Here is a 22,258-nt window from a genome sequence, read left to right as displayed (position 1 = left end):
ATCATTCCCGGTCCGGCACGGGAATGTTTTTGCGTGATTGTTTCAAGACACAACATCCTGATAGTCTTGCCCCAACATAGAAATTACATTTTGAGGTACGCCATGGCTGCCGGTGAAGTCATCGTCATTCCCTGTCTTTCAGACAATTACACCTATCTTGTGCGCTGCCACCGCAGCGAAGTCACCGCCATCATTGATCCGGGCGAAGCGGCCCCTGTGATTGCCGCCCTTGAAGAGCGTGACTGGAACCTTGATCTGGTGATCAACACCCATCACCACCATGACCATATCGGCGGCAATGCCGAATTGATCGAGAAATACGGTGCGAAATTGCTGGGCCCGACGGCCGAAACCGCGCGCATCCCCAACATGGATGAAACGTGCGGCGAGGGCGATCAGGTTCTGATCGGTGATCTGGAAGGACGGGTGTTTGATGTGCCGGGCCACACCAGCGGGCATATCGCGTTTTATTTCCCGGCCATCACCGCGCTGTTTTCCGGCGACAGCCTGTTTGCGCTGGGCTGCGGGCGTTTGTTTGAGGGCACGCCCGAACAGATGTGGCATTCCTTGCAGAAGTTTCGCAATCTTCCGCCCAGCACGCAGATCTATTGCGGCCATGAATATACCCAGGCCAATGCGAAATTCGCCAAAACGATTGAGCCCGACAACGCCATCCTGATCGCACGGTGCCAGGATATTGACGGGCTTCGCGCACGCAACCTGCCGACCATTCCATCGCGTCTGGATGTCGAGCTCGCAACCAATCCGTTCCTGCGCGCTGATGAGCCATCGGTTGCCGCGGCACTGGGGATGAGTGGCGAAAGCCCGGTTGCGATCTTTACCGAGATTCGCAAACGCAAAGACAATTTCTAAGTTGATGTTGGATCAGGCCATCTGTTTGAACAAAACGTTCTGATCCAGCAGATAGCGCGAGAACAAGGGCAGACTTGCCGCACCGATGGCGCGTGCGGCACTGCCGACCCGCCCCTGTTCGATGCGGGGGCGTTCGATGCCTTGCAGATCGAGCTCGGAAATCGCGGCGCGGGTTGCGGCCACCACCCGTTCGCAGACATCGGCCGGGAAGCCGCCATCGACAATGACGGCTTCGAAATCAATCACCGAGCAGACCGAGGTGATGGCAATCGCCAGACTGCGCGCGGTGTGTTCAATCCAGATATCAAGCGTCTTGCCAAGGCCATGCCAGTAATCGGGATCGCGCCACAGCATCGCCGGATCGCCGCCTTCGCGGGTCAGCATCTGTTCAAGCACAAAGATCGAGGCCTGATCGATCAACTGGCTGGGATGGCCGCTGCGTGAGGAGACCGGCATGGAGCCAAAGGCGCCGGCATTGCCCGTCCGCCCGGCATAAAGCGCCTGATTAAGCACAACCCCGCCGCCAATAAACGACCCGATAAAGAAATAGGCGAAATCGGAATAGTTCGGGCCAAGGCCAAAGACAAGCTCCGCCCCACAGGCGGCGGTCGCATCATTTTGCTGAAAAACCGGGAACGGCACGATGGCGGCAATGGCGTCGACCAGATCAACCTCGCGCCAGGCATTCATGTCTTCGACCGGGGCGCCGACCTCATCGACCCAGTTCCACAATTCAAACGGCGCCGCGATGCCGACCCCGGCAATGCGGTCAATCTGGTTGCGATCAAGACCGGTCAGGATGTCATCGACGGCACCACGAACGAACCGGCGAATGCCATCGGGGGTGGGGTATTTATACGCTTCGCGTTTTGTTGCCCGCACCGATCCGACGAAATCCATCAGGATCAATTCCGTGCTGCGTCGCCCGATCTTGAGCCCAAAGGAATAAACCCCGTCGGGATTGAGCGCCATCGGCACCTTTGGCTTGCCAACATTGCCGCGCACCGGTGTGCCGCGCATCAAAAGCCCATCCTTTTCAAGAGCGCGCATGATGACGGAAACGGTTTGGGCCGACAGCCCGGAAAGCCTTGCAATTTCGGCCTTTGAAAGGCCGGCGTTACGGCGCACGAGCGACAAGACAAGCCGTTCGTTATAAGCGCGCACACGCAACTGGTTTGCGCCCCCGCCCGGATGCAAGGGACGCGCGTTGCGATCATCCGCCCCGATATTGTCCGGGTTCGCAGAGATGCTGTCAGTCATATATTCCTCCCACTCGGGCATTAGGTAACCTGAGTACCGACCAGAGTGACAGGATTAATTAATAAATCAATCGGATTTATTAATTGACAGGATCGCCGGTTTGGTGTGTCGTAAGGCCATACAGATTGAAGACCCGCGACAAAAAATGCGCGTCACGATCTGTTGGAAAACAGCAAAATCAGGCCCAAATGGCCAAATATTCAGGTTCAGTCCTGGGAGGAAACAAATGAAGAAAGCACTTCTTGGCGCCGCCCTTGGTGCGCTTGCACTGGGTATGACTGCGGCCCCGAACGCCGCAAAAGCCGACGAAATCGGCGCCTGCCTGATCACCAAAACCGACATCAACCCGTTCTTTGTGAAAATGAAGGAAGGGGCATCTGCCAAGGCCGAAGAACTTGGCATTAACCTGTCGACCTATGCCGGCAAGATTGATGGCGACCATGAAACTCAGGTTCAGGCCATCGAGTCTTGCATCGCATCGGGTGCCAAGGGCATCCTTTTGACCGCATCCGACACCAAGGCGATTGTGCCGGTTGTCAAAAAGGCCCGCGATGCTGGCCTGATCGTGATTGCACTCGACACGCCGCTTGAGCCGATTGATGCCGCCGATGCGACCTTTGCCACAGATAACTTCAAGGCCGGTGAACTGATTGGTCAGTGGGCGGCAGCCAAGCTTGGTGACAAGGCGGCGGACGCCAAGATCGCCCTGCTTGACCTGACGCCGAGTGCGCCGTCGGTTGATGTGCTGCGCGATCAGGGCTTCCTGAAAGGTTTCGGGATCGACATCAAGGACCCCAACAAGATCGGGGACGAGGATGACGACCGGATCGTTGGCCATGACGTGACCAACGGCAACGAAGAAGGCGGCCGTACTGCGATGGAAAACCTGATGCAGCGCGATTCCGACATCAATGTTGTTTACACCATCAACGAACCGGCCGCTGCCGGTGCCTATGAGGCACTGAAATCGTTCGGCATGGAAGACGGTGTTCTGATCGTGTCGGTCGATGGTGGTTGCCCGGGTGTTGCCAACGTCAAGGATGGCGTGATTGGTGCAACCTCGCAGCAGTATCCGTTGCTGATGGCGTCCAAGGGGATCGAAGCGATCAAGGCATGGGCTGATAGCGGTGAAAAGCCGCAGAACAGCCAGGGCCTTAACTTCTATAACACGGGTGTGAACCTTGTGACCGATCAGCCGGTTGACGGCGTTCCGTCGATTGACGTTGCCGAGGGCATGGATCGCTGCTGGGGTTAATCCGGGGTTTATCCTGACCTGCTTCGAAGGAGGGCAGCATTATCCCCTGCCCTCCTTGTCCCACTTTGCTTTACACTTGGTATGTCATCCGAACCCGCCACAAGAGCCGGGCGGGAGACAGCGAACGGATCAGGGATGCCTGATCCTGGTTTCGACCAGGTCCGGAGGAAACGATGAGCGAGACACCCAAATCGTCGCGCCAGAAACAGGAATTCGAGCACGCGCTTGAATCCAGCGACCGCAACGTCGCGCAATTCGAACATAAACACCGCAGTCTTTTCGGCAACGTGCAGCATTTTTTGCACGGCAACCCGACCATGGTGCCGGTGATTGTTCTGATATTTTCGATCATCATTTTCGGCTTTGTCGCCGGCAGTAAATTCTTTTCGCCCTTTAACCTGTCGCTGATCATGCAGCAGGTATCGATCATCGGCATTCTGGCCGCGGCGCAAAGCCTTGTGATCCTGACCGCCGGTATCGATCTTTCGGTCGGTGCGATCATGGTTCTGATGTCGGTCATTATGGGCCAGCTTGCCGTCACCATCGGCATTCCAGCGCCGATTGCCATTATCATTGGCTGTATCGGCGGGATCTGTGCCGGGGGACTGAACGGGTTCCTGGTGACCCGGATCAAGTTGCCACCGTTTATCGTGACACTCGGCACCTGGAATATATTCTTTGCGCTCAACCTTTGGCTTTCAGGTGCACAGTCGATCCGAAGCCAGACACTTGATGAAATCGCCCCGCTTTTGAAATTCTTTGGCGAAAGCATCGCGCTTGGCGGGGCCAGGATTACCTATGGGTCGATCCTGATGCTGGTGATCTTTGCGGTGCTTTGGTACATCCTTAATCACACCAGTTGGGGGCGGCATGTTTATGCCATCGGCGATGACAAGGAAGCGGCCGAACTTTCGGGCATTCGCACCAACCGCACCCTGATCACGGTTTATTGCCTTGCCGGTTTGGTTTGCGCGATTGGCGCATGGGCATCGATCGGGCGTGTTGGATCGGTTTCGCCACAGAGTTTTCAGGAAGCCAACCTGCAATCGATTACGGCTGTTGTGATCGGGGGTATCTCGCTGTTTGGCGGGCGCGGATCGATCATTGGCCCGTTGATCGGGGCGTTGATTGTTGGCGTGTTTAATTCCGGCCTTCGCCTTGCGGGGGTGGATGTTCTTTGGCAGGTGTTTGCCATCGGCTGGCTGACCATTATTGCTGTCGCCATTGACCAGTGGATCAGAAAGGTGTCGTCATGAGCAACACTTCCCAATCTGTGCAACCTGTTCTCAAGGCACGCGGCATCGTCAAACGATATGGTCGTGTCACCGCCCTTAACTATGCCGATTTTGATCTTTATCCCGGCGAGGTTCTTGCCGTGATCGGCGATAACGGGGCGGGGAAATCATCGCTGATCAAGGCGCTTTCGGGGGCTGTCACCATTGATGAAGGCAGTATCGAGCTTGATGGCAAGCCGATCCAGTTCACATCGCCAATGGAAGCCCGCGAAGCCGGCATTGAAACGGTGTATCAGAACCTTGCGCTTTCCCCGGCCCTGTCGATTGCTGACAACATGTTCATGGGCCGTGAACTTCGCAAGAAGGGCTTTATGGGCAAGTATTTCGGGGCGCTGGACCATAAGGAAATGCAGCGTCTGGCGCGTGAAAAACTGACCGATCTTGGTCTGATGACCATTCAGAACATCAATCAGGCGGTTGAAACCCTTTCGGGTGGGCAGCGCCAGGGGGTTGCGGTTGCCCGTGCGGCGGCATTCGGATCGCGTGTGGTGATCATGGATGAACCGACCGCCGCATTAGGCGTTAAGGAAAGCCGTCGCGTGCTGGATCTAATTGCCGATGTGAAGGCGCGCGGCATGCCGATTGTGCTGATTTCGCATAACATGCCGCATGTGTTCGAGGTCGCCGATCGCATCCATGTCCATCGCTTGGGCAAACGTCTTTGCACCATCAAACCCGATGATTACAGCATGTCAGACGCGGTTGCCTTCATGACGGGGGCCAAAGAGCCACCGACAGAAGACGCCGCATAAAACACCGTACCCCGGATATGAGAAGCCCAGTTTCATGACACCTGATCTCGACGCGTTGGCAGACGCCATTCGCGCCAAGCACGCCGACAAGGGCCGCATTCTTGTGGCCATCGTCGGTGCACCAGCCTCGGGCAAGTCAACCTTGTCCGACCGGCTTTATCACCATCTGGGGGGTGATAAAGCCGGGGCTGCTGTGGTGCCGATGGACGGGTTTCATTTTGACAACGGCATTCTGGAAGACCGCGGCCTTCTGCCCCACAAAGGTGCGCCGGAGACATTTGATGTTGGCGGCCTCAAGCGCGCCTTGACGGCACTTCGCGACGCGCCAAACGAAGACGTTTACGTCCCGCTGTTTGACCGCACACTTGAAATATCGCGGGGTTCGGCCAGGATGATTACGCCTGATCACAAGATCATTCTGGTCGAGGGCAATTACCTGCTTCTCGATCAATCTCCGTGGAGCGAACTTCACGGCCTGTTTGATCTTTCGATCTATCTTGATGTGCCGGAAGACACACTGCGTAGCCGATTGATCGCACGTTGGCGCAGCTTTGGCTTTGACGACGCCACCGCCACGCACAAAGCCACCAGCAATGATCTTCCCAATGCGCAAACCGTGATACGCGGGACCGGAATTGCCGATATTCGCGTGCGCCCGTCCTGATCGATCACCGGACATCTCTAAAAGAAAACGCCCCGCATTCCTGCAGGGCGGTTTGCTTTAGCGGAGATGCCTCGCCCAATGGGCCAAAGCATCAGAACATATGCTGACCGCCATTGATCGACAGGCAGGAGCCGGTGATGAAGCCGGAATTCGGGCCGCAGAGATAGAGGATCGCCTGGGCGATCTCATCGGCTTCGCCCAGTCGTCCGACCGGGATTTTGGAAATGATGCCTTCAAGCACCTTTTCCGGAACGGCTGCCACCATGTCGGTATTGATATAGCCCGGTGCAATGGTGTTGACCGTAATGCCTTTACGCGCGACTTCCTGCGCGAGTGCCTTGGTAAAGCCGTGCACGCCTGCCTTGGCAGCGGAATAGTTGGTCTGACCCAACTGACCGGCCTGGCCGTTGATCGAGGAAATATTGACGACACGGCCAAAGCCGCGTGCACGCATGCCTTCAAGAACCGGTTTGGTCATGTAAAAGAGCGAGCTCAGGTTGGTGTCGATCACCGCGTTCCAGTGCTCGGTCTCCATCTTGTGCATGAAACCGTCGCGGGTGATGCCGGCATTGTTGATCAGAATATCAATCGGGCCGACTTCGGCTTCGACCTTGGCGATGCCAGCAGCACACGCATCGGCGTCGGCCACACTCCATTTATAGGTCGCAATGCCGGTTTCATCGGTGAAGGCCTTGGCGGCCTCGTCATTGCCGGCATAGTTCGCCACAACGGTGTAGCCCGCGTCCTTGAGTGACAGACTGATTGCCTTGCCGATCCCGCGTGTTCCACCGGTTACCAGTGCTGTTTTTGTCATGGTCGCCTCCCTAAACTTCGTTCATCAAACGTGTCATCATCGCGATTTCCGTAGCTTGCCCTTCTACGACTTGCGCAACTTTAATCCATAAATTGCGTTATATACGTAACTTTATTACTTCTCCATCCTCGAATTCTACAAAAGCGCTTAGTCTTTCGTCGCACTGCAGCAAATTCTGCATCAATGCAAACGGGGCATCCCCATCAAGAGGACGCCCCGCATTTGTTATTTTCCGGCAAAAGGTCGCTTAGCGTTCAACGCAAAGCGCAACCCCCATACCGCCACCAATGCAGAGCGTCGCCAGACCTTTTTTGGCATCGCGTTTCTGCATTTCGTGCAGCAATGTGGTGAACACACGGGCGCCGGATGCACCGATCGGATGGCCGAGCGCAATCGCACCGCCATTGACGTTGACCTTATCGGTATCCCAGCCCATGTCGCGGTTAACCGCAATAGCCTGGGCAGCGAACGCCTCGTTGGCTTCGATCAGGTCAAGGTCGGCGGCCGACCAACCGGCCTTTTCAAGCGCCTTTTTCGAAGCCGGGATCGGGCCGGAACCCATGATCGCCGGATCGACACCGGCCGTTGCCCAGCTTTTGATCGTCGCAAGCGGGGTCAGGCCACGCTTGGATGCCTCAGCCGCCGACATGACAACAAGGGCGGCCGCCCCGTCATTGATGCCCGATGCGTTACCAGCCGTCACCGTACCTTCCTTATCGAAAGCCGGGCGGAGCTTGGCCATGCCGTCGACGGTGGCACCGTGACGCGGATATTCATCGGCATCAAAGACGGTTTCGCCCTTGCGATGCGCGATGGTCACCGGGGCGATTTCATCATTGAAGAGACCGGCTTTCTGGGCGGCCTCGGCCTTGTTCTGGGAGGCGGCGGCGAATTCATCCTGCTCTTCGCGCGAGATGCCCCATTTCTTGGCAATGTTTTCAGCGGTGTTGCCCATGTGATAGCCGTTGAAGGCACACCACAGGCCGTCCTTGATCATGCTGTCGATGAATTTGACATCGCCCATTTTGTGCCCGGCGCGCAGATGCGCGACATGGGTTGAAAGCGACATGTTTTCCTGACCGCCAGCAACGACGATGTTGGCATCCCCGGTCATGATCTGCTGGGCAGCAAGGGCAACCGTGCGCAGGCCCGAACCGCAAACCTGATTGATCAGAAACGCGGTTGTACGATCAGAGATGCCCGCACCGATGGCGGCCTGGCGTGCCGGGTTCTGACCCTGGCCACCTGTCAGGACCTGACCAAGGATCACTTCGTCAACAGCATCGCCTTCGACGCCTGCGCGTTCGAGTGCAGCCTTGATGGCAATAGCACCCAGATCGTGCGCCGGTGTATTGGCCAGCGTGCCACTGAATGCGCCGATTGGTGTCCGTGCGGCACCCACAATTACGACGTCGGTCATGAGATCCTCCGATTAATCCTGATTACGTTTCCAAAGATCGGGCGAAGGTCGTTACGAGCCTTGCTCAGATCCAGCCTCAATCTTACCGCGCCGCAGCAAATTTCCAAGCGCTGATACCTACCACTTTCGGGTCAGTCCAATATCTACAACTTGCAAGCGAGGAGCATCAAAGGACTCCCAGCAGGCGATACATAGAGTGTGTGCCTATAGCGGCGAGATCGCAAGCCCTGTGCGCAACTTTAAGGGCAATGTCACGCATAATTTCGACTTATAAGGCCCGGTCCCATCGTCGGAGCCGGGCCTTACAGGCGGTTAGCGGACGTCGTAGATCTCGGCGGTGTTGTCGTTGATCTGATAGACTTCGAACGGAGCATTCTTGACCCCGCCCATACCGGGCGAGCCCATCGGCATGCCCGGCAGGGTATATGCCTTGGCATCCGGGCGTTCTGCCAAGATGCGGTCGATGGTTTCAAACGGGACATGCCCGGAAATGGCATAGCCTTCGATCATGGTCAGATGGCAGCCCTGCATTTCTTCGGGAATTCCCATCATGCGCGACATCTGAACAACCTGATCGCTTTCGATCACTTCGACTTCATAGTCCCGTGCGACAAGATAATCGGCATAGATCGCACAGCAGCCGCAATTGGGATCCTTGTAGACTTTTGCCTGCAAGGGATTGGCGTGGCTGTGGCCGGACAAACTCATCGTTGCGAGGCCGAGAGTAAGCATAAATGCAAAGAAACGTTTCATGGTTTTGATCCTGTCGTTTTTCGATTGCAGCTTTGGGGCGGTCAGGCGGTCCGGATGAAGCCGGACATGCCGCCGAATTTGTGTTCGAGAATGTGGCAATGAAGCATCCAGTCGCCGGGGTTGTCGGCAACAAAGGCGATTTCGGCCTGCTCTGCCGGGGCAAGAAGGACGGTATCCTGCCATTCCTGATACCGGGTTGGTTGCCCGTCGCGTGAAAGCACCCGGAAGGCATGACCATGCAGGTGGATCGGGTGATACCAGGCCGTGGCATTGGTGACGGTGACGACACAGCTTTCCCCTCGGCCGAGTGAAAACAGCGGGCCTAGCTCATCACGTTCGGGATCGCGGCCATTGACCATCCAGATGCCACCGCCGGTCATCATGCCCATCATCGATTGCGCCATACCGCGCACTTCACCAAGGAAGCCGGCATCAATCTTGCCGGTTTCGACAAGATGAGGCAGCACACCACCGCCCATCATGCCGCCGGTATAAAGCAACTGTTCACGTCGGGCATTTTGCAGATCAGGTTCGGGCAACGGGTTATCGGGCAAGGTCATGCTGGTTTGCGCAACGTCACCACGCACCGGATCCCCCGCAACCCGGAGGTTTGCCAACGGGTTTTCAAGCCCGTCATAGAAACGGTCGATCAGGGAAAACTGGCCACTCGCATCGGGCGGGACATCAACAATAAAATCAGCCCGCATGCCCGGTGCGAATAAAAAGACTGGCAGGTCCGGCACATGCGGTGTGACCGGATGACCATCAAGGGCAATCAGATGCGGTGCCAAGCCTGCAAAATCGATGGCAAAGACCCGCGCATTCGCGGTGTTGATCATGCGCACCCTGATCCGTTCGCCGGGGCGCACCGAAGTATCGGGATTTGCCACACCATTGATGGTGACAAGCCCACCCAGGCGTCCGGCATGACCGACATCGTGCCCGGCGTTAAACACCGGATCGATTTCGCCATTTTCCCCAAGACGCCAGTCATCGATCAGCCAGACAAATTCCCGATCAACGCTGAGCGGTTCGGCTTCCTCGACGATCAGGGCACCATAGAGGCCACGGGCAAGCTGGGTCGGTGAATTGATATGCGGATGATACCAATAGGTCCCGGCATCCCGGGCGTTAAAGCGGTAATCAAATGTGTCGCCCGGTGCGACCGGCTTTTGGGTCAGGCCCGGCACCCCATCCATGGCATTGGGAACACGCACCCCGTGCCAGTGGATGCTGCTGGGCTCAGCAAGCTGGTTTTCAAAGCGGACATGGACGTCTTCGCCCTGTTTGACGCGCAAAAGCGATCCCGGCACCGTGCCGTTAAATGCCCATACTGGTGTTGGCATGGCACCCCCGGGGATAAGGCGGGCCGTGGCGGGTGCGGCGGTCACTTGCTTAGCGCCCCCGGTCTCGGCGGCGCGGGCCATGCCGCGCCCGAAGCCCGGGATCATCCCGGGTAAAGTAGTGGACAGGGCCGCGGCGGTGACGCCACCGGCACCCAGCGTTTGCAAGAAACGGCGCCGTGACGGGCGCAAAGTGGAAAGGTTCTTCATGAGGATGACTTTCCTGACAGATGACAGTTTCCCGGCATTGCACATGCCGGAATGGTTGGCGCGCAGCACCTTCGCGAAGGCGCGCTCACTTGGCCGGTCTGTTGGGCAATGCCGATACAGACCGGGTCGGGTCAGGAAATAAGGCGCGGCGGGGCGATTTCCGGGCGTTGCGTAATGCCAGCAGCGCGATGGGCCACGGGCAGGATATGAAGCTGCTTGACCGAAAGGAGGTTTGCCAGCGGTTCCTTGCGCGCAATCACGGCCGGAACAGCGCAGATGATATCGCAGGCATCGGCCACCTGTGGCGACGCCGCGCAATCATCGCAATCAGCCATCATCTGTTCCATGGTTCCATGCGACATGCTGGCCCCAGCCATCGGCATTGCCGCGGCGGAGGCAGATATATGTGTCATGCCCGCGACCGAGGCGCTCAGCAAACACAGTGTCATGAAGATATGGAGCAGCTTGTTCATAAGCCAAAAACTATCGCGATCCGGTTGGCGCGTCCATGATCTTGATCATATCGACCACTGACATTCACGTTCGGGCTAGATCGCCGGTCCGAATTCATCCTTCAGCGTTTCGGTGATGATATAGGTGCGATACCAGACGATGTTGTCGTCGGCATCAAACAGCGTTTCGCAAAGGGCGGTATATTCGGCCATGTCGCGCATTTGCAAAATCATCACCCCGGTGACTTCGCCGGTGACGACATGGCATTGGCGTACGGCATCAAGTTTGCGGACCTTGCGGATAAAATCCTGCCGGAACTGATTGCCGTGACGATGAAATTCAAGATTGATCACCGCCCCCAGCGGACGTCCGACCTGTGCCGGGTCAATCAATGCGACGGTTTTGCGGATCACCCCTGATTGGCGCAGCTTGGCCACGCGCCGCAAACAGGCTGACGGCGACAAGCCGATCCGGTCAGCCAGTTCGGCATTGGGGATATCGGCGTTTTCCTGCAACTGGCGCAGGATTTTGGTATCGATCTGATCCAGTTCGGGCATATCACGCAACTCCACCGCGCCAATCAGCTTAACAACGCTTTCATATTGCACGAAGATGCGCAAATACGCTGCACAAAAATCAGAAACCCGTGGCATGATCGCGGCCTTGAACGACCTTACATGCGCACACCACCACCATTAAAACCCTCAATACCTAACCGGATTGCCGCCCCATGCATCGCTATGCCTTTGATCTGATCAACCGCAGCCAGAAACTGTTCATCACCCTGATCAAGGTGATGTTGCCCGTGATGGTGATTGTCCGCATTGCCGAGGAATTCGGGGCGGTTGAACTGGTATCCAATTGGCTGGCACCGGTGATGGCGCTGATCGGTTTGCCGCCGGAGGCCGGGCTGATCTGGGCGACCTGCGTTTTGGTCAGCATGTATGGTGCGGTCGGCGCCTTTGTCGGGCTGGCAGCGCACCTTGATATGACCGCGGCACAGCTGAGTGCACTGTGTGCCATGATGCTGTTTGCCCACGGCCTGCCGGTCGAACAGGCGATTGTCAAACGGGCCGGGGCAAGTTTTTGGGCGACCACCGCCCTTCGCGTTGGTGCCGCGATCGGATATGCCGCACTGGTGACCTGGGTGAGTGACCTGACAGGCTGGCTGTCCGAACCGGTTGATTTTTCATGGATGGCGGGGAGTGAAACCACGACTGCCGCCAGTGGACTGGCCGGTTGGATCGACTGGTCACTACAAATGGTCAAATCGCTTCTGGTGACCTTTGGCGTGATTGTCGGCTTGCTGATCCTGCTTGATCTGCTTGAGAAAACCGGGGTCACGGCCCGCATCACACAGGCGATGATGCCGGTCTTGCGTATATCGGGCATTTCGCGCGACGTGGCACCGGTGACCACCATTGGTGTGTTGCTGGGCATTACCTATGGCGGGGCGCTGATCATTGATGAGGCACGAAAGAACAACTATCCACCAAGGACGCTGTTTCTGTCGCTCAGCTGGTTGTCCCTGTCGCATTCCCTGATCGAGGATACGGCGATCATGTTGGCGCTTGGTGCCGATATCTGGGTTGTCCTTGTCGGGCGTGTGATCCTGACCCTGATCATCATCGCCCTTCTGGCGCGCCTGACCCTGCGCTGGGCGCCGGAGCGCGCCCAACTTGCCACCGAAAATGCCGATTAAAAGCGGGCTTTCGGATTAGCCCGCAAGCCAGTCGACCACCGGCTTCCATGTGGATTTTTCCGCACGTGATCCGACCATCATGCCGATATGCCCGGCAGAGGGATGAAGTTCGGTGCGGAGATCTTCGGGGCAGGCATCAAAGAGCGCCTGCGCGCTTTCGGGCGGGACGATGCGGTCATTTTCCGGGATCACGGCCAGCACCGGACAGGACAAATCCGCAGGGTTGATATCAATGCCGTCAATCTGCCACTGGCCCTTGGCCGGGCGGTTTTCAACATACCAGCCAATCAGGCAATCAACCGCGACCCGGCGCGGCAAAGGCACACCATCATTCAGCCAATCTTCGAGGGCGACAAAATCCTGTGCCTTGGTTGAATCCATTGCCATGGCCTGAAAACGCCGGAATTTCTCGCCCATCATGAAGGGATCGAGGCTGGCAAACAGGCTTTGCAGCACATCGACCGGAAGCGTGTCATGGATCGCCAGCATTTGCGGCAAAGAGGGCGCAAAGGCCGCAGCAATGCGTGACTGGGTGGGACCCGCGGCCATGAAGTCCCACGGGGTTGCCAGCAGGACAAGCTTTGACACCTGTGCCGGATCGAGAAGTGTCGCCGCAAGGGCAACAACCCCGCCCATGCAATAGCCCACCACCGGCACCGGCCCGCCATTGATATCGGCGACGTCCTGAAGGATGGTGACCAGACGGCCAGCGACATAATCATCCAGGCCAAAATTGGCTTCATCCATGCCGGGATAGCCCCACTCGACCAGAAGCGGGCGATAGCCGCATTTGGCGAGATAGCGCGCAAAGCTTCGCTTTTCATTGAGATCAAGAATATAGCCGCGATTGACCAGCGACGGCACAAGCAGGACGACTTCGCCGGTTTTCGCCGCCTTGTTGTCAGAAGTCGCGCCATAGTCATACACCCGCGTCGATCCCTCTTCCCAGACGGTCGGGATATCTTTTCGGTCCTGATCGCGCGGGCGGCGATAGGGATGGCGTTGATAGGCCCGCACCCCGTCATGGAACCCGGCATGGCGATCAAAGGCGACCCGATCAAGCGCCTGTGCGACATCATCGGGGTGATAGGCCTCAAGCTCAGCCAGAAGACTTTCCGCCTGATCCTTCAGTTCCGGCTTCCAGGGCAGCAATTGTTTCAGAAAGATCGGCAATGCGGCGCGCGAGCTGAGCCAGCTCGTCATCTCGACTGCCAGATGCATCGGAAGCGGTCTTGGCCCCGCCCGCCTCTGATTTTCGCGTTTTGGCGGAAGCGGTTTTTGTTTTGGCGGACTGATCATTCTTCCCCTGCCCCTTTGCAGCATTTTTTGCAGCACGTTTGGTTTTGGAAGTCTTGTTGGCTTCATCGGCGGCGGATGTCTGCGCGCTGTCTTTATCGGATGTCTGTTCATCCGCATCACCAGCAGCACTATCAGCAGTATCTGCGGCATCCGGTTTAGCTTTTGCCGTGTTTGGTTTGGGCGTCATCCCGGCCATACCGGCCATCGCCGACATATCGGGCGCAAACGGCATGCCCGCAAACGGGGATGCCGGTAGTTCGCGTGCGGCCTTGGCCATCTGATCCATCATCGCCTGCAACGGATTGGCGGCTGCCATGGCATCGCCCATCGGGTTATTGATTGGATTTCCGGGCCCGGCGGCAGGGTGTTGGCCCATCGCCATTTGACCGATCAGCTTGCCCCACGCTTCAAAGCCTTCGCCCATACGGGTGGTATCTGCACCAAGGGATGCGTAAAGACGCCCGATAGCACTGGCGGCATGGGCGCCATCAGCCGTTGCGGCGACCTGTTGGCGCCAGAGTTCAAGAAACTGCCGGGCAAGTTGGTCTAGCCGTTCGTCATCGGCGTCTGATGACGAAGACCCTGTGGTTTGTGATTGGTCGGGGTCGTTCGTAGCCTTGGCCATCGGCGATACCCTTATTGTTCCCAGTATTGTCCAGATGCGACGCACATCTGTTGGCGACCACTATAGGAGGTTGAGGGTCGCGGGAAAACGAATTCCCGTGCTGTGGCGCAACAAACGGTATCCAAAGTTGTTTTTCGCACTGCACTTCGCGTTGAATACTGGACACATTGGAAAATTCGCGGCACTCTCACAGTCTTCTGAGCGAATGCAAAATCGAAAATGCTGCGCAACATCGTAAACGCAACAATGTGAATTGCCGGGGCGCAAAGCAGGTGGAACGACACCACCAGAAGGTTCGCCAGACATACGTCCGGGAAACAGGGAAGCAGGAAAGACGCCATGACCAACAAGAAATCAGATGATCAGGACCGCATCGTTATCAAGAAATATGCAAACCGCCGCCTCTATAACACGGCGACCAGTTCCTATGTGACGCTTGATCACCTTTCGCAGATGGTCAAAGACAATACCGACTTTGTTGTCTATGACGCGAAATCGGGTGAAGACATCACCCGTCCGGTCCTTACCCAGATTATTGTCGAGGAAGAAAACAAGGGGCAGAACCTTCTGCCGATCAGCTTCCTGCGCCAATTGATCGGTTTTTATGGCGACAGCCTTCAGGGGCTGGTGCCGAGCTACCTTGAACAGGCAATGCGCGCCTTTGGCCATAATCAGGAACAGATGCGCGAATATATGCAGGGCACCATGCAGGGCATGTTCCCGTTTGGCCAGTTTGAGGAAATGAACAAACAGAACATCGCACTGTTTGAACAGACGATGAAGATGTTCTCGCCCTTCATGCAGGATGAAAACGGTGAGCCGACCGGCGAAGGCCCGAAAAAGCCGACAGCCCCCGGCGCTGCGAAATCAGATGCGTCGCTTGATGAGCTGAAAAGCCAGCTTGAAGCCATGCAGGCGCAGCTTAACAATCTTGCCGGTGGCAAATCCGGCAAATAAGGCCCCCGGCCCGCATCCCGGGCACTGAGATCAAAAAGGCGAAGCTGCCATAGCGCACTTCGCCTTTTTTCATGCCCGCATCAGATCGGGCGGCAAACAATGCCCGCAGCATGCCCAAGCCGTCCGGCACCAATCCTGCATAAATTTTTCGTTAACACTTTCAGAACGCCCGGCACCGCCGAAAGGCGGCAATTTTTGCCGGGTCAATGCCATGACCACGCACCAAAACCCACGGAGTCCCGAAATACACAGGCAACAATGACCCAATAAACCGAAAAACACATGACCGCGATCACTCCGATTTCCATGCTCCCGGCCCGCAGGACCGAAACTGCGAGCAGTGGAACCGATGGTCCTGCCGGGATCGGGATCGAGCAACTGACGCAATTTTCACCTGTTGAAAAAATTGCGCAGGGTGGTGGCGCGTGGCTGCAACCCCATGATCTTGTGGGCAGTGCAGCATTCTGGACCCAGCTTCTGGGTCAGATCCTACCTCAGGAAAACCTTTTGCAACCGCCGGTCATTCAGTCTGCGCATGCCAGCTATGCGCTTCATCACAAACCAGACAGCGTAGAAACGAACGTCTTTTTTTCGCCTTCTGCACTAGACAAAGACAGCTCGATTGACCTATATAGCTAGCTTCTGGCGGAAAGCTGTAATGATTATCTGACCAATGTTCAGGTACAGGTCATCAAAATCGCAGTGCCTGAAAGGTGCCGCGATGGGTGTGACATATCGGGAAAAACAACGAACCCGACAGCATCCGAAGTGGGGAATAATAACTGGCGGTTGATAACGGATTATAAAATGACTGAGAATGCTCAAAACGAAGAACCGAAACGCGCAAACCGCGCCACAGACACTGACCGTTATGTTGGTCAGCGCATCCGCGAACGTCGCATCATGCTGGGTCTTTCCCAGCAGCAAATGGCGGATCTGATTGGCGTTACCTATCAGCAGGCTCACAAATACGAGCGCGGCATTAACCGCATCTCTGCTGGTCGCCTTTATGAGATCTCCCAGGTCCTGGGCGTTCCGGTAAGCTATTTCTATGAAGGCCTGGAAGGCAATCAGGAAACCGAGCTCAATGCGCGTCAGCGTATGTGCCTGGAACTTGCGCGTAACTTCGCAAGCATCAAGCACGAGAAGCATCAGGAAGCACTGAGCCAGATGGCACGTGCCCTTGCCGATCAGGCTGCTTAAGTCCGCATATCCGGACCATAGTGCCACCGCAAAAAAGGCTGTCCTCTGTATTCCGGAGGCCAGCCTTTTTTATGACCGGTTCGCAGATGCAAAAAAAGGGACGCGAACGTCCCCTTTGGGTCTGCTGGAAGTGTGCGGGGTTTGCGCCTAGGCCTCGACCAGCACGAGATCATCGGAATGAATGATGGCGTTGCCGCGCGTAAAGCCTAGGGTGACTTCGATGTCGGCCGATGCATGGCCCATCAGAAGCCGGGTTTCTTCCGCGCCATAAGATGTGATGCCGCGCGCGATCTGCGCCCCGTCAGGCCCCAGTACCCGCACAGCATCGCCATGCTTGAACCGGCCATCGACGCCGGTTATTCCCGCCGCCAGAAGGTTTTTGCCAGCCGCCAGCGCCTTGGCCGCCCCGGCATCGACAATGATGGCTCCTGACGCCTTGAGCGAGGTTGCAATCCAGTGACGACGTGCGGCCAAAGGACTTTCGCTTGGCAGGAAGACGGTATTGGGGGCGCCTTCAAGCTGGGCTTTCAGCGGATGATAGATGGTGCCACGCGCAATGATCATGCGACACCCGGCCTTCATGGCGATTTCGGCGGCCTGAAGTTTGGTCACCATCCCGCCGGAGCTGTACATGGTCGGCGCGACACCGGCCATGTTGAAAATCTCTTGCGTCAGTTCGCGGACCTCGGGGATCAGTTCTGCATCCGGGTTCTTGCGCGGATCGGCGGTATAAAGACCATCGATGTCAGACAGCAGAACCAGCGTATCGGCCGAAATCATGTGCGCAACCTTGGCACCCAGACGATCATTATCGCCGAAGCGGATTTCCTCGGTCGCGACGGTATCGTTTTCATTGATCAGCGGAATGGCGCCACGGCCAAGCAGGGCATTCAGCGTCCCGCGGGCATTGAGGTAGCGACGACGGCCTTCCATGTCCTCAAGTGTGACCAGCACCTGTGCCATGGTCAGGCCATTGCGGCCAAGCGCCTCCTGCCAGACCTGTGACAGGCTGATTTGTCCGGTGGCGGCGGCGGCCTGCTTGTCGGCCAGACTGATCGTGCGGTGATCAAGCCCAAGCAATCGACGGCCAAGAGCAATCGCACCACTGGAGACCACAATCACCTCGACCCCGCGTTCACGCAGAAGGGCGATGTCATCGGCCAATGCTTCAAGCCAGGCGCGACGCAGCTTGCCGGTATTTTCATCGACCAGCAGGGCCGAGCCCACCTTGATGATCAGGCGCTTTGCATCCGCCAGGGCATTGCTTGTCACGGCTGGAAGCCCTCTTCTTCGCGGCCTTCCCGCGCACGGCGTTCACGCTCGCCTTCGATATAGGCGCGAATTTCGCGATGGATTTCCTTAAGCCCCTGCTGGGTCACGCCGGACACGATATAGACCTTTTTGCCGATGCCCTTTTCAAGGATCTGGCGCTGCTCCTCGACCATTTCGGGCAGGAGCTGATCGGCCTTCGACAGGACGACGATTTCGGGCTTTTCGACGAGTTCTTCGGCGTAGCCTTCAAGCTCTTCACGCACCGTCTTATAGGTCGCGACCGGATCTTCTTCGGCGCAATCAATCAGGTGGACCAGAACTTCGCAGCGTTCGATATGGCCAAGGAAACGAGTACCGATGCCCTTGCCTTCGGATGCGCCTTCGATCAGGCCGGGAATATCGGCCAGAACAAATTCATGATCATCAATGTTCACCACGCCCAACTGCGGATGCAGGGTGGTGAAGGGATAATCGGCAATTTTCGGACGTGCATGCGAGGATGCGGCAAGGAAGGTCGATTTACCGGCATTCGGCAGGCCGACAAGACCAGCATCGGCGATCAGCTTCAGGCGCAGCCACACCCACATTTCTTCTGCCGGCCAGCCTTCTTCGGCACGACGCGGTGCCTGGTTGGTCGAGGATTTGAAATGCGTGTTGCCACGACCACCATCGCCACCCCGGCACAGCATATAGGTCTGGCCCGGCTCGATCATATCGACAATCAGGGTTTCACGATCTTCGGCCAGAACCTGCGTTCCGACCGGGACCTTAATCGTGATGGATTTACCGGAACGGCCAGTACGCTGCCGGCCCATGCCATGCATGCCGACTTCGGCCTTGAAGTGCTGCTGATAGCGGAAATCGATCAGGGTGTTGAGGTTCTCGACCGCCTCGAGGATGATGTCGCCACCGCGGCCGCCATCGCCGCCGTCCGGCCCGCCATACTCGATATATTTTTCACGGCGGAAGCTGACCGAACCGGCACCGCCGCGGCCACTGCGCACATAAATCTTGGCTTCATCGAGAAACTTCATAACCGGTCCTTCGGGCGCACCCGTTTATCACTTTATATTGGCTCCCCGGTGCGCGAGGGACGCGCAGCGACGGGGTCCGAAATTCTATATCACATAAAACAAGGGAGGAATGATTGCTCATTCCTCCCTCGAAAATCTTGCTACGTATCGCGCAGCCGACGGGAGGCTTACGCCTCGGCCGGAACGACGGTTACGTAGGTACGACCCTTGAAGCCCGACTTGAACTGGACAGAACCGTTCACAGTCGCAAACAGGGTGTGGTCTTTGGCGAGGCCAACATTGTCACCGGCATGGAACTTGGTGCCACGCTGACGAACGAGAATGTTGCCTGCAACAACTGCCTGACCACCGAATTTTTTAACGCCGAGACGGCGACCTTCGGAGTCACGACCGTTGCGCGAACTACCACCAGCTTTCTTATGAGCCATGAAACTCTCCTAAAACTGCATCTCAACCTGATAGATCAGGCTTTGATGTCCTTGATGCGCAGAACAGTCAGGTTCTGGCGATGACCATTTTTACGACGGTAGTTATGCCGGCGCTTTTTCTTGAAAACGATCACCTTGTCGCCCTTGGCCTGCTCGAGAACTTCTGCGGTAACAGAAGCACCTTTGACCAACGGAGCACCAACCTTCGGCGCACCGTCGCCAGCAACCATGAGAACTTCTTCAAGTTTCACGGTGTCACCGGCCTGGGCAGCGATCTTTTCGACTTTGATAACGTCGTTGGCGGCAACTTTATACTGTTTGCCACCAGTTTTGATGATTGCGTACATCTAAAAGTTCCTGAAAAACATTCTGGAAACACAAACGCGCAGCTCGGTGCCGCTGCTAACAGATACCGAACCGCTGCGAAGAACGGGTGAATTACCGCTTTTGCCCCAAAGAGTCAACCACAGAGTGACCTTTTACGCCGCTTGGGCCGGCATGGCAAAGCCGCAGATTTGCGCGAACCCACACGCCTTTCGAACCGGGGCAAACAGCGCGGCCCAAAAGCCCGTACAAAAGAGTCCGTGAAATTTGAGATTTCCCTCTTGCAATCTGGCGCTCATCCCGGTAAACACCGCCTCGAACGCCAAGACCACACATGCGGAGAGGTGCCGGAGTGGTCGAACGGGGCGGTCTCGAAAACCGTTGTACTAGCAATAGTACCGTGGGTTCGAATCCCACCCTCTCCGCCATCCCCCCCCTACTACATTGAACTACCATTGGCATAAAACATCACATGATATTAGTGATGGCGAAATATGGACATCGCTCGCCTTGAACTCAACCCATCATATTGCATGAGGATTGCAACGACGCTATAAGCTTCGAGCAATTATCAACACTCTAATCAAGGACATGCAGCATGAAGGTCGTTGGATTTGTTCCTGCGCGAATGAACTCCTCACGCTTCCCAGGAAAACCGCTTGCCAGAATACTCGGCAGAACAATGATCGAGCATTGTTACCGGCGCACAGACATGTGCCCGCTGGTTGACGAGACCTATGTTGCGACTTGCGACCAAGAAATTGCCGACGAAGTGACCGCCTTTGGCGGCAAGTATGTAATGACGTCCGACAAACATGAGCGCGCTTCCGACAGGATTGCTGAAGCTATCCAGAGAGTAGAATGCGATATCGCTGTGCTTGTTCAAGGCGATGAACCGATGATCCTACCGGAAATGGTAACTGCAGCAGTCAAACCGATGCTAGCAGATCCATCAATCGCTTGTGTAAACCTTGCAAAGAAAATTGAAACAGAAGAAGAGTTCCTGAATCGAAACTGTATTAAAACCGTCATCGCACAAAATGGCGATGCACTTTGTTTTTCCAGACAAGCAATCCCATATTCCGGGCTATCAGGCTTTCACAGTATATCGGCATATAAACAAGTGTGCATCATACCGTTCCGACGCGAAGCCCTCGCCAAGTACGCAAGGCTTTCTCCTACACCCGGAGAGATTGCTGAGTCGGTTGATATGATGCGTTTCCTCGAACACGGCATTCCTGTTCGAATGATACAAACAAATCAATCGAGCTACGCTGTAGACACGAAAGAAGATCTGGAACGTGTCATTCCATTGATGGAAAAGGACCCGTTTGTCCCAGAAACGCTTCAGCACATAATTAAAACCTGAGAGTTAAGATGAATTTCAAAGTTCTTGTATCGGCCCCTTATCTACTTCCTTTTATTGAAGACTTCAGACCTTACCTCGAAAGTCAAGGGCTCTCACTTTTAATACCTCAAGTACACGAACGCTTGGAAGAGGAAGACCTTCTTCCGATCATCCATGACATCGATGCTGTAATGTGTGGAGATGATAGGTTTACAAGAAAGGTTTTTGAGGCCGCTAAAAACCTCAAGGTATTGTCGAAATGGGGGACCGGCATTGACTCTTTGAACAAAGAGATTGCCGCAGAGTTTGGTGTAGAAGTAGTGCGTACGCCAAATGCGTTCTCTGAACCGGTAGCAGACACAGTTCTTGCTTATGCGCTCAATTTTTCGAGGAACATCGGAAAGATGAACTCCGAGATGCGAGCGGGGCGCTGGGAAAAGATTAACGGCCGCGCCATGAATGAGAGTACATTTGGGGTAATCGGCGTTGGCAACTGCGGCAAGGCCGTACTGAGAAGAGCAAAAGCTTTTGGAGCCAAACTGATCGGATATGATATTGCCGCCATTGATGAAGAGTTTATCAATGAAGTGGGCTTGGAGATGGTCGATCTAAAAACCCTTCTATCAGAGAGTGATTTTGTAAGCCTCAACCCGGATCTTACAGAGAGTTCATATCACCTGATGAATGATGAGCGTTTTGATTGGATGAAGCCGGAAGCTGTCCTTGTAAACACTTCCCGCGGGCCAATAATTGATCAGGCAGCTTTGGTCAGAACACTTGAGAAAGGAAAACTTTACGGTGTTGGCCTTGATGTATTTGAAGACGAACCGCTTCCTCAAACAAGTGAGCTAAGAAAGTTTGAACGCGTCATGATGGCGCCACACAACTCAAATTCAAGCCCGAAAGCTTGGGCACGAGTACATGACAGCACAATACAAAACATGCTGAATGTGCTGAACAAGTATCGGTAAGCT

24 protein-coding genes and 1 tRNA gene are annotated in these 22,258 nt (G+C 56.0%); 12 read left to right on the top strand and 13 right to left on the bottom strand.

All coding sequences use genetic code 11. From position 1 onward, the window contains the following. Positions 1-102 precede the first annotated feature (102 nt). Positions 103-873: a hydroxyacylglutathione hydrolase gene (gloB, locus tag AUQ41_RS12430; RefSeq protein WP_063088696.1), complete on the top strand. Its 771-nt coding sequence runs from the start codon at positions 103-105 to the stop codon at positions 871-873. 12 nt (positions 874-885) lie between these two features. Here gloB and AUQ41_RS12425 read toward each other — a convergent pair whose 3' ends face one another. Beyond that, the gene (locus tag AUQ41_RS12425) at positions 886-2,133 is read right to left on the bottom strand and encodes an ROK family transcriptional regulator (RefSeq protein WP_008889437.1); all 1,248 of its coding nucleotides are present in this window, start codon (positions 2,131-2,133) and stop codon (positions 886-888) included. Positions 2,134-2,359: 226 nt separating this feature from the next. On the opposite strand from AUQ41_RS12425, the gene AUQ41_RS12420 reads away from it, so the two are divergent. From AUQ41_RS12420 to AUQ41_RS12405, 4 genes are all read left to right on the top strand, one after another. Then, complete coding sequence (locus AUQ41_RS12420) at positions 2,360-3,388, top strand: sugar ABC transporter substrate-binding protein (RefSeq protein ID WP_063088695.1); 1,029 nt, start codon at positions 2,360-2,362, stop codon at positions 3,386-3,388. 173 nt (positions 3,389-3,561) lie between these two features. Next, the gene (locus AUQ41_RS12415) at positions 3,562-4,644 is read left to right on the top strand and encodes an ABC transporter permease (protein WP_063088694.1); all 1,083 of its coding nucleotides are present in this window, start codon (positions 3,562-3,564) and stop codon (positions 4,642-4,644) included. Continuing rightward, positions 4,641-5,435 (top strand): ATP-binding cassette domain-containing protein, encoded by a 795-nt coding sequence (locus tag AUQ41_RS12410; RefSeq protein ID WP_063088693.1) that lies wholly within the window; start codon positions 4,641-4,643, stop codon positions 5,433-5,435. Before AUQ41_RS12415 ends, AUQ41_RS12410 begins: the two co-directional genes overlap by 4 nt. 34 nt (positions 5,436-5,469) lie before the next feature. Next, the gene (locus AUQ41_RS12405; RefSeq protein ID WP_063088692.1) at positions 5,470-6,099 is read left to right on the top strand and encodes a nucleoside triphosphate hydrolase; all 630 of its coding nucleotides are present in this window, start codon (positions 5,470-5,472) and stop codon (positions 6,097-6,099) included. Positions 6,100-6,190: 91 nt separating this feature from the next. Here AUQ41_RS12405 and phbB read toward each other — a convergent pair whose 3' ends face one another. From phbB to AUQ41_RS12375, 6 genes are all read right to left on the bottom strand, one after another. Next, a complete protein-coding gene (gene phbB, locus AUQ41_RS12400; RefSeq protein WP_063088691.1) occupies positions 6,191-6,913 on the bottom strand; it encodes an acetoacetyl-CoA reductase in 723 nt (240 codons plus the stop codon). A gap of 247 nt (positions 6,914-7,160) precedes the next feature. Beyond that, the gene (locus AUQ41_RS12395) at positions 7,161-8,333 is read right to left on the bottom strand and encodes an acetyl-CoA C-acetyltransferase (RefSeq protein WP_063088690.1); all 1,173 of its coding nucleotides are present in this window, start codon (positions 8,331-8,333) and stop codon (positions 7,161-7,163) included. Positions 8,334-8,645: 312 nt separating this feature from the next. Further along, positions 8,646-9,086, bottom strand: a complete 441-nt coding sequence (locus AUQ41_RS12390) for a DUF411 domain-containing protein (protein WP_063088689.1) — start codon at positions 9,084-9,086, stop codon at positions 8,646-8,648. A gap of 41 nt (positions 9,087-9,127) precedes the next feature. Next, on the bottom strand, positions 9,128-10,639 hold the full coding sequence (locus AUQ41_RS12385) for a multicopper oxidase family protein (RefSeq protein ID WP_063088688.1): 1,512 nt from the start codon (positions 10,637-10,639) through the stop codon (positions 9,128-9,130). Between the two features lie 131 nt (positions 10,640-10,770). Next, positions 10,771-11,001 carry a hypothetical protein gene (locus AUQ41_RS12380; protein ID WP_143588663.1) on the bottom strand — a complete coding sequence of 77 codons (231 nt, stop codon included), beginning with the start codon at positions 10,999-11,001 and terminating at the stop codon, positions 10,771-10,773. A gap of 186 nt (positions 11,002-11,187) precedes the next feature. Continuing rightward, positions 11,188-11,745 (bottom strand): Lrp/AsnC family transcriptional regulator, encoded by a 558-nt coding sequence (locus tag AUQ41_RS12375; protein WP_232308385.1) that lies wholly within the window; start codon positions 11,743-11,745, stop codon positions 11,188-11,190. A gap of 77 nt (positions 11,746-11,822) precedes the next feature. On the opposite strand from AUQ41_RS12375, the gene AUQ41_RS12370 reads away from it, so the two are divergent. Continuing rightward, complete coding sequence (locus tag AUQ41_RS12370) at positions 11,823-12,794, top strand: nucleoside recognition domain-containing protein (protein ID WP_063088686.1); 972 nt, start codon at positions 11,823-11,825, stop codon at positions 12,792-12,794. Between the two features lie 15 nt (positions 12,795-12,809). Here the strand turns inward: AUQ41_RS12370 and AUQ41_RS12365 are convergent, their stop codons facing one another. Continuing rightward, positions 12,810-13,997, bottom strand: a complete 1,188-nt coding sequence (locus AUQ41_RS12365) for an alpha/beta fold hydrolase (RefSeq protein ID WP_081579273.1) — start codon at positions 13,995-13,997, stop codon at positions 12,810-12,812. Then, on the bottom strand, positions 13,894-14,718 hold the full coding sequence (locus tag AUQ41_RS12360; RefSeq protein WP_063088685.1) for a hypothetical protein: 825 nt from the start codon (positions 14,716-14,718) through the stop codon (positions 13,894-13,896). Before AUQ41_RS12360 ends, AUQ41_RS12365 begins: the two co-directional genes overlap by 104 nt. 339 nt (positions 14,719-15,057) lie before the next feature. Here AUQ41_RS12360 and phaR point away from each other — a divergent pair, with 339 nt between their 5' ends. From phaR to AUQ41_RS12345, 3 genes are all read left to right on the top strand, one after another. Further along, positions 15,058-15,675: a polyhydroxyalkanoate synthesis repressor PhaR gene (gene phaR / locus AUQ41_RS12355; protein ID WP_008889414.1), complete on the top strand. Its 618-nt coding sequence runs from the start codon at positions 15,058-15,060 to the stop codon at positions 15,673-15,675. Positions 15,676-15,957: 282 nt separating this feature from the next. Next, a complete protein-coding gene (locus AUQ41_RS12350) occupies positions 15,958-16,314 on the top strand; it encodes a hypothetical protein (RefSeq protein ID WP_008889413.1) in 357 nt (118 codons plus the stop codon). 168 nt (positions 16,315-16,482) lie between these two features. Beyond that, positions 16,483-16,878 (top strand): helix-turn-helix domain-containing protein, encoded by a 396-nt coding sequence (locus tag AUQ41_RS12345; RefSeq protein WP_062956477.1) that lies wholly within the window; start codon positions 16,483-16,485, stop codon positions 16,876-16,878. Positions 16,879-17,025: 147 nt separating this feature from the next. Here AUQ41_RS12345 and proB read toward each other — a convergent pair whose 3' ends face one another. The 4 genes from proB to rplU form a co-directional block, all read right to left on the bottom strand. Beyond that, positions 17,026-18,150, bottom strand: a complete 1,125-nt coding sequence (proB, locus tag AUQ41_RS12340) for a glutamate 5-kinase (RefSeq protein ID WP_063088684.1) — start codon at positions 18,148-18,150, stop codon at positions 17,026-17,028. Next, on the bottom strand, positions 18,147-19,184 hold the full coding sequence (gene obgE, locus AUQ41_RS12335) for a GTPase ObgE (RefSeq protein ID WP_063088683.1): 1,038 nt from the start codon (positions 19,182-19,184) through the stop codon (positions 18,147-18,149). The genes proB and obgE overlap by 4 nt, the downstream gene beginning before the upstream one ends. Before the next feature lie 167 nt (positions 19,185-19,351). After that, positions 19,352-19,612, bottom strand: coding sequence for a 50S ribosomal protein L27 (gene rpmA, locus AUQ41_RS12330; protein ID WP_008889409.1), 261 nt, complete (start codon positions 19,610-19,612; stop codon positions 19,352-19,354). 35 nt (positions 19,613-19,647) lie between these two features. Further along, positions 19,648-19,959 (bottom strand): 50S ribosomal protein L21, encoded by a 312-nt coding sequence (rplU, locus tag AUQ41_RS12325; protein WP_008889408.1) that lies wholly within the window; start codon positions 19,957-19,959, stop codon positions 19,648-19,650. Between the two features lie 315 nt (positions 19,960-20,274). Between rplU and AUQ41_RS12320 the strand changes: the two genes are divergently transcribed. The 3 genes from AUQ41_RS12320 to AUQ41_RS12310 all read left to right on the top strand — a co-directional run bounded on the left by AUQ41_RS12320 (position 20,275) and on the right by AUQ41_RS12310 (position 22,255). Beyond that, positions 20,275-20,364 (top strand) — tRNA-Ser (locus AUQ41_RS12320). A gap of 170 nt (positions 20,365-20,534) precedes the next feature. Continuing rightward, a complete protein-coding gene (locus tag AUQ41_RS12315) occupies positions 20,535-21,305 on the top strand; it encodes a 3-deoxy-manno-octulosonate cytidylyltransferase (protein WP_063088682.1) in 771 nt (256 codons plus the stop codon). Between the two features lie 8 nt (positions 21,306-21,313). Next, entirely contained in the window at positions 21,314-22,255 is a 942-nt protein-coding gene (locus AUQ41_RS12310) for a phosphoglycerate dehydrogenase (RefSeq protein WP_063088681.1), read from the top strand. Positions 22,256-22,258: the final 3 nt, after the last annotated feature.

The organism is Thalassospira sp. MCCC 1A02898, from assembly GCF_001618185.1.
GTDB classification, from domain to species: Bacteria; Pseudomonadota; Alphaproteobacteria; order Rhodospirillales; family Thalassospiraceae; genus Thalassospira; species Thalassospira tepidiphila.
Note: the sequence above shows the minus strand (reverse complement) of the source record. Positions and strands in the feature narration are given on the sequence as shown.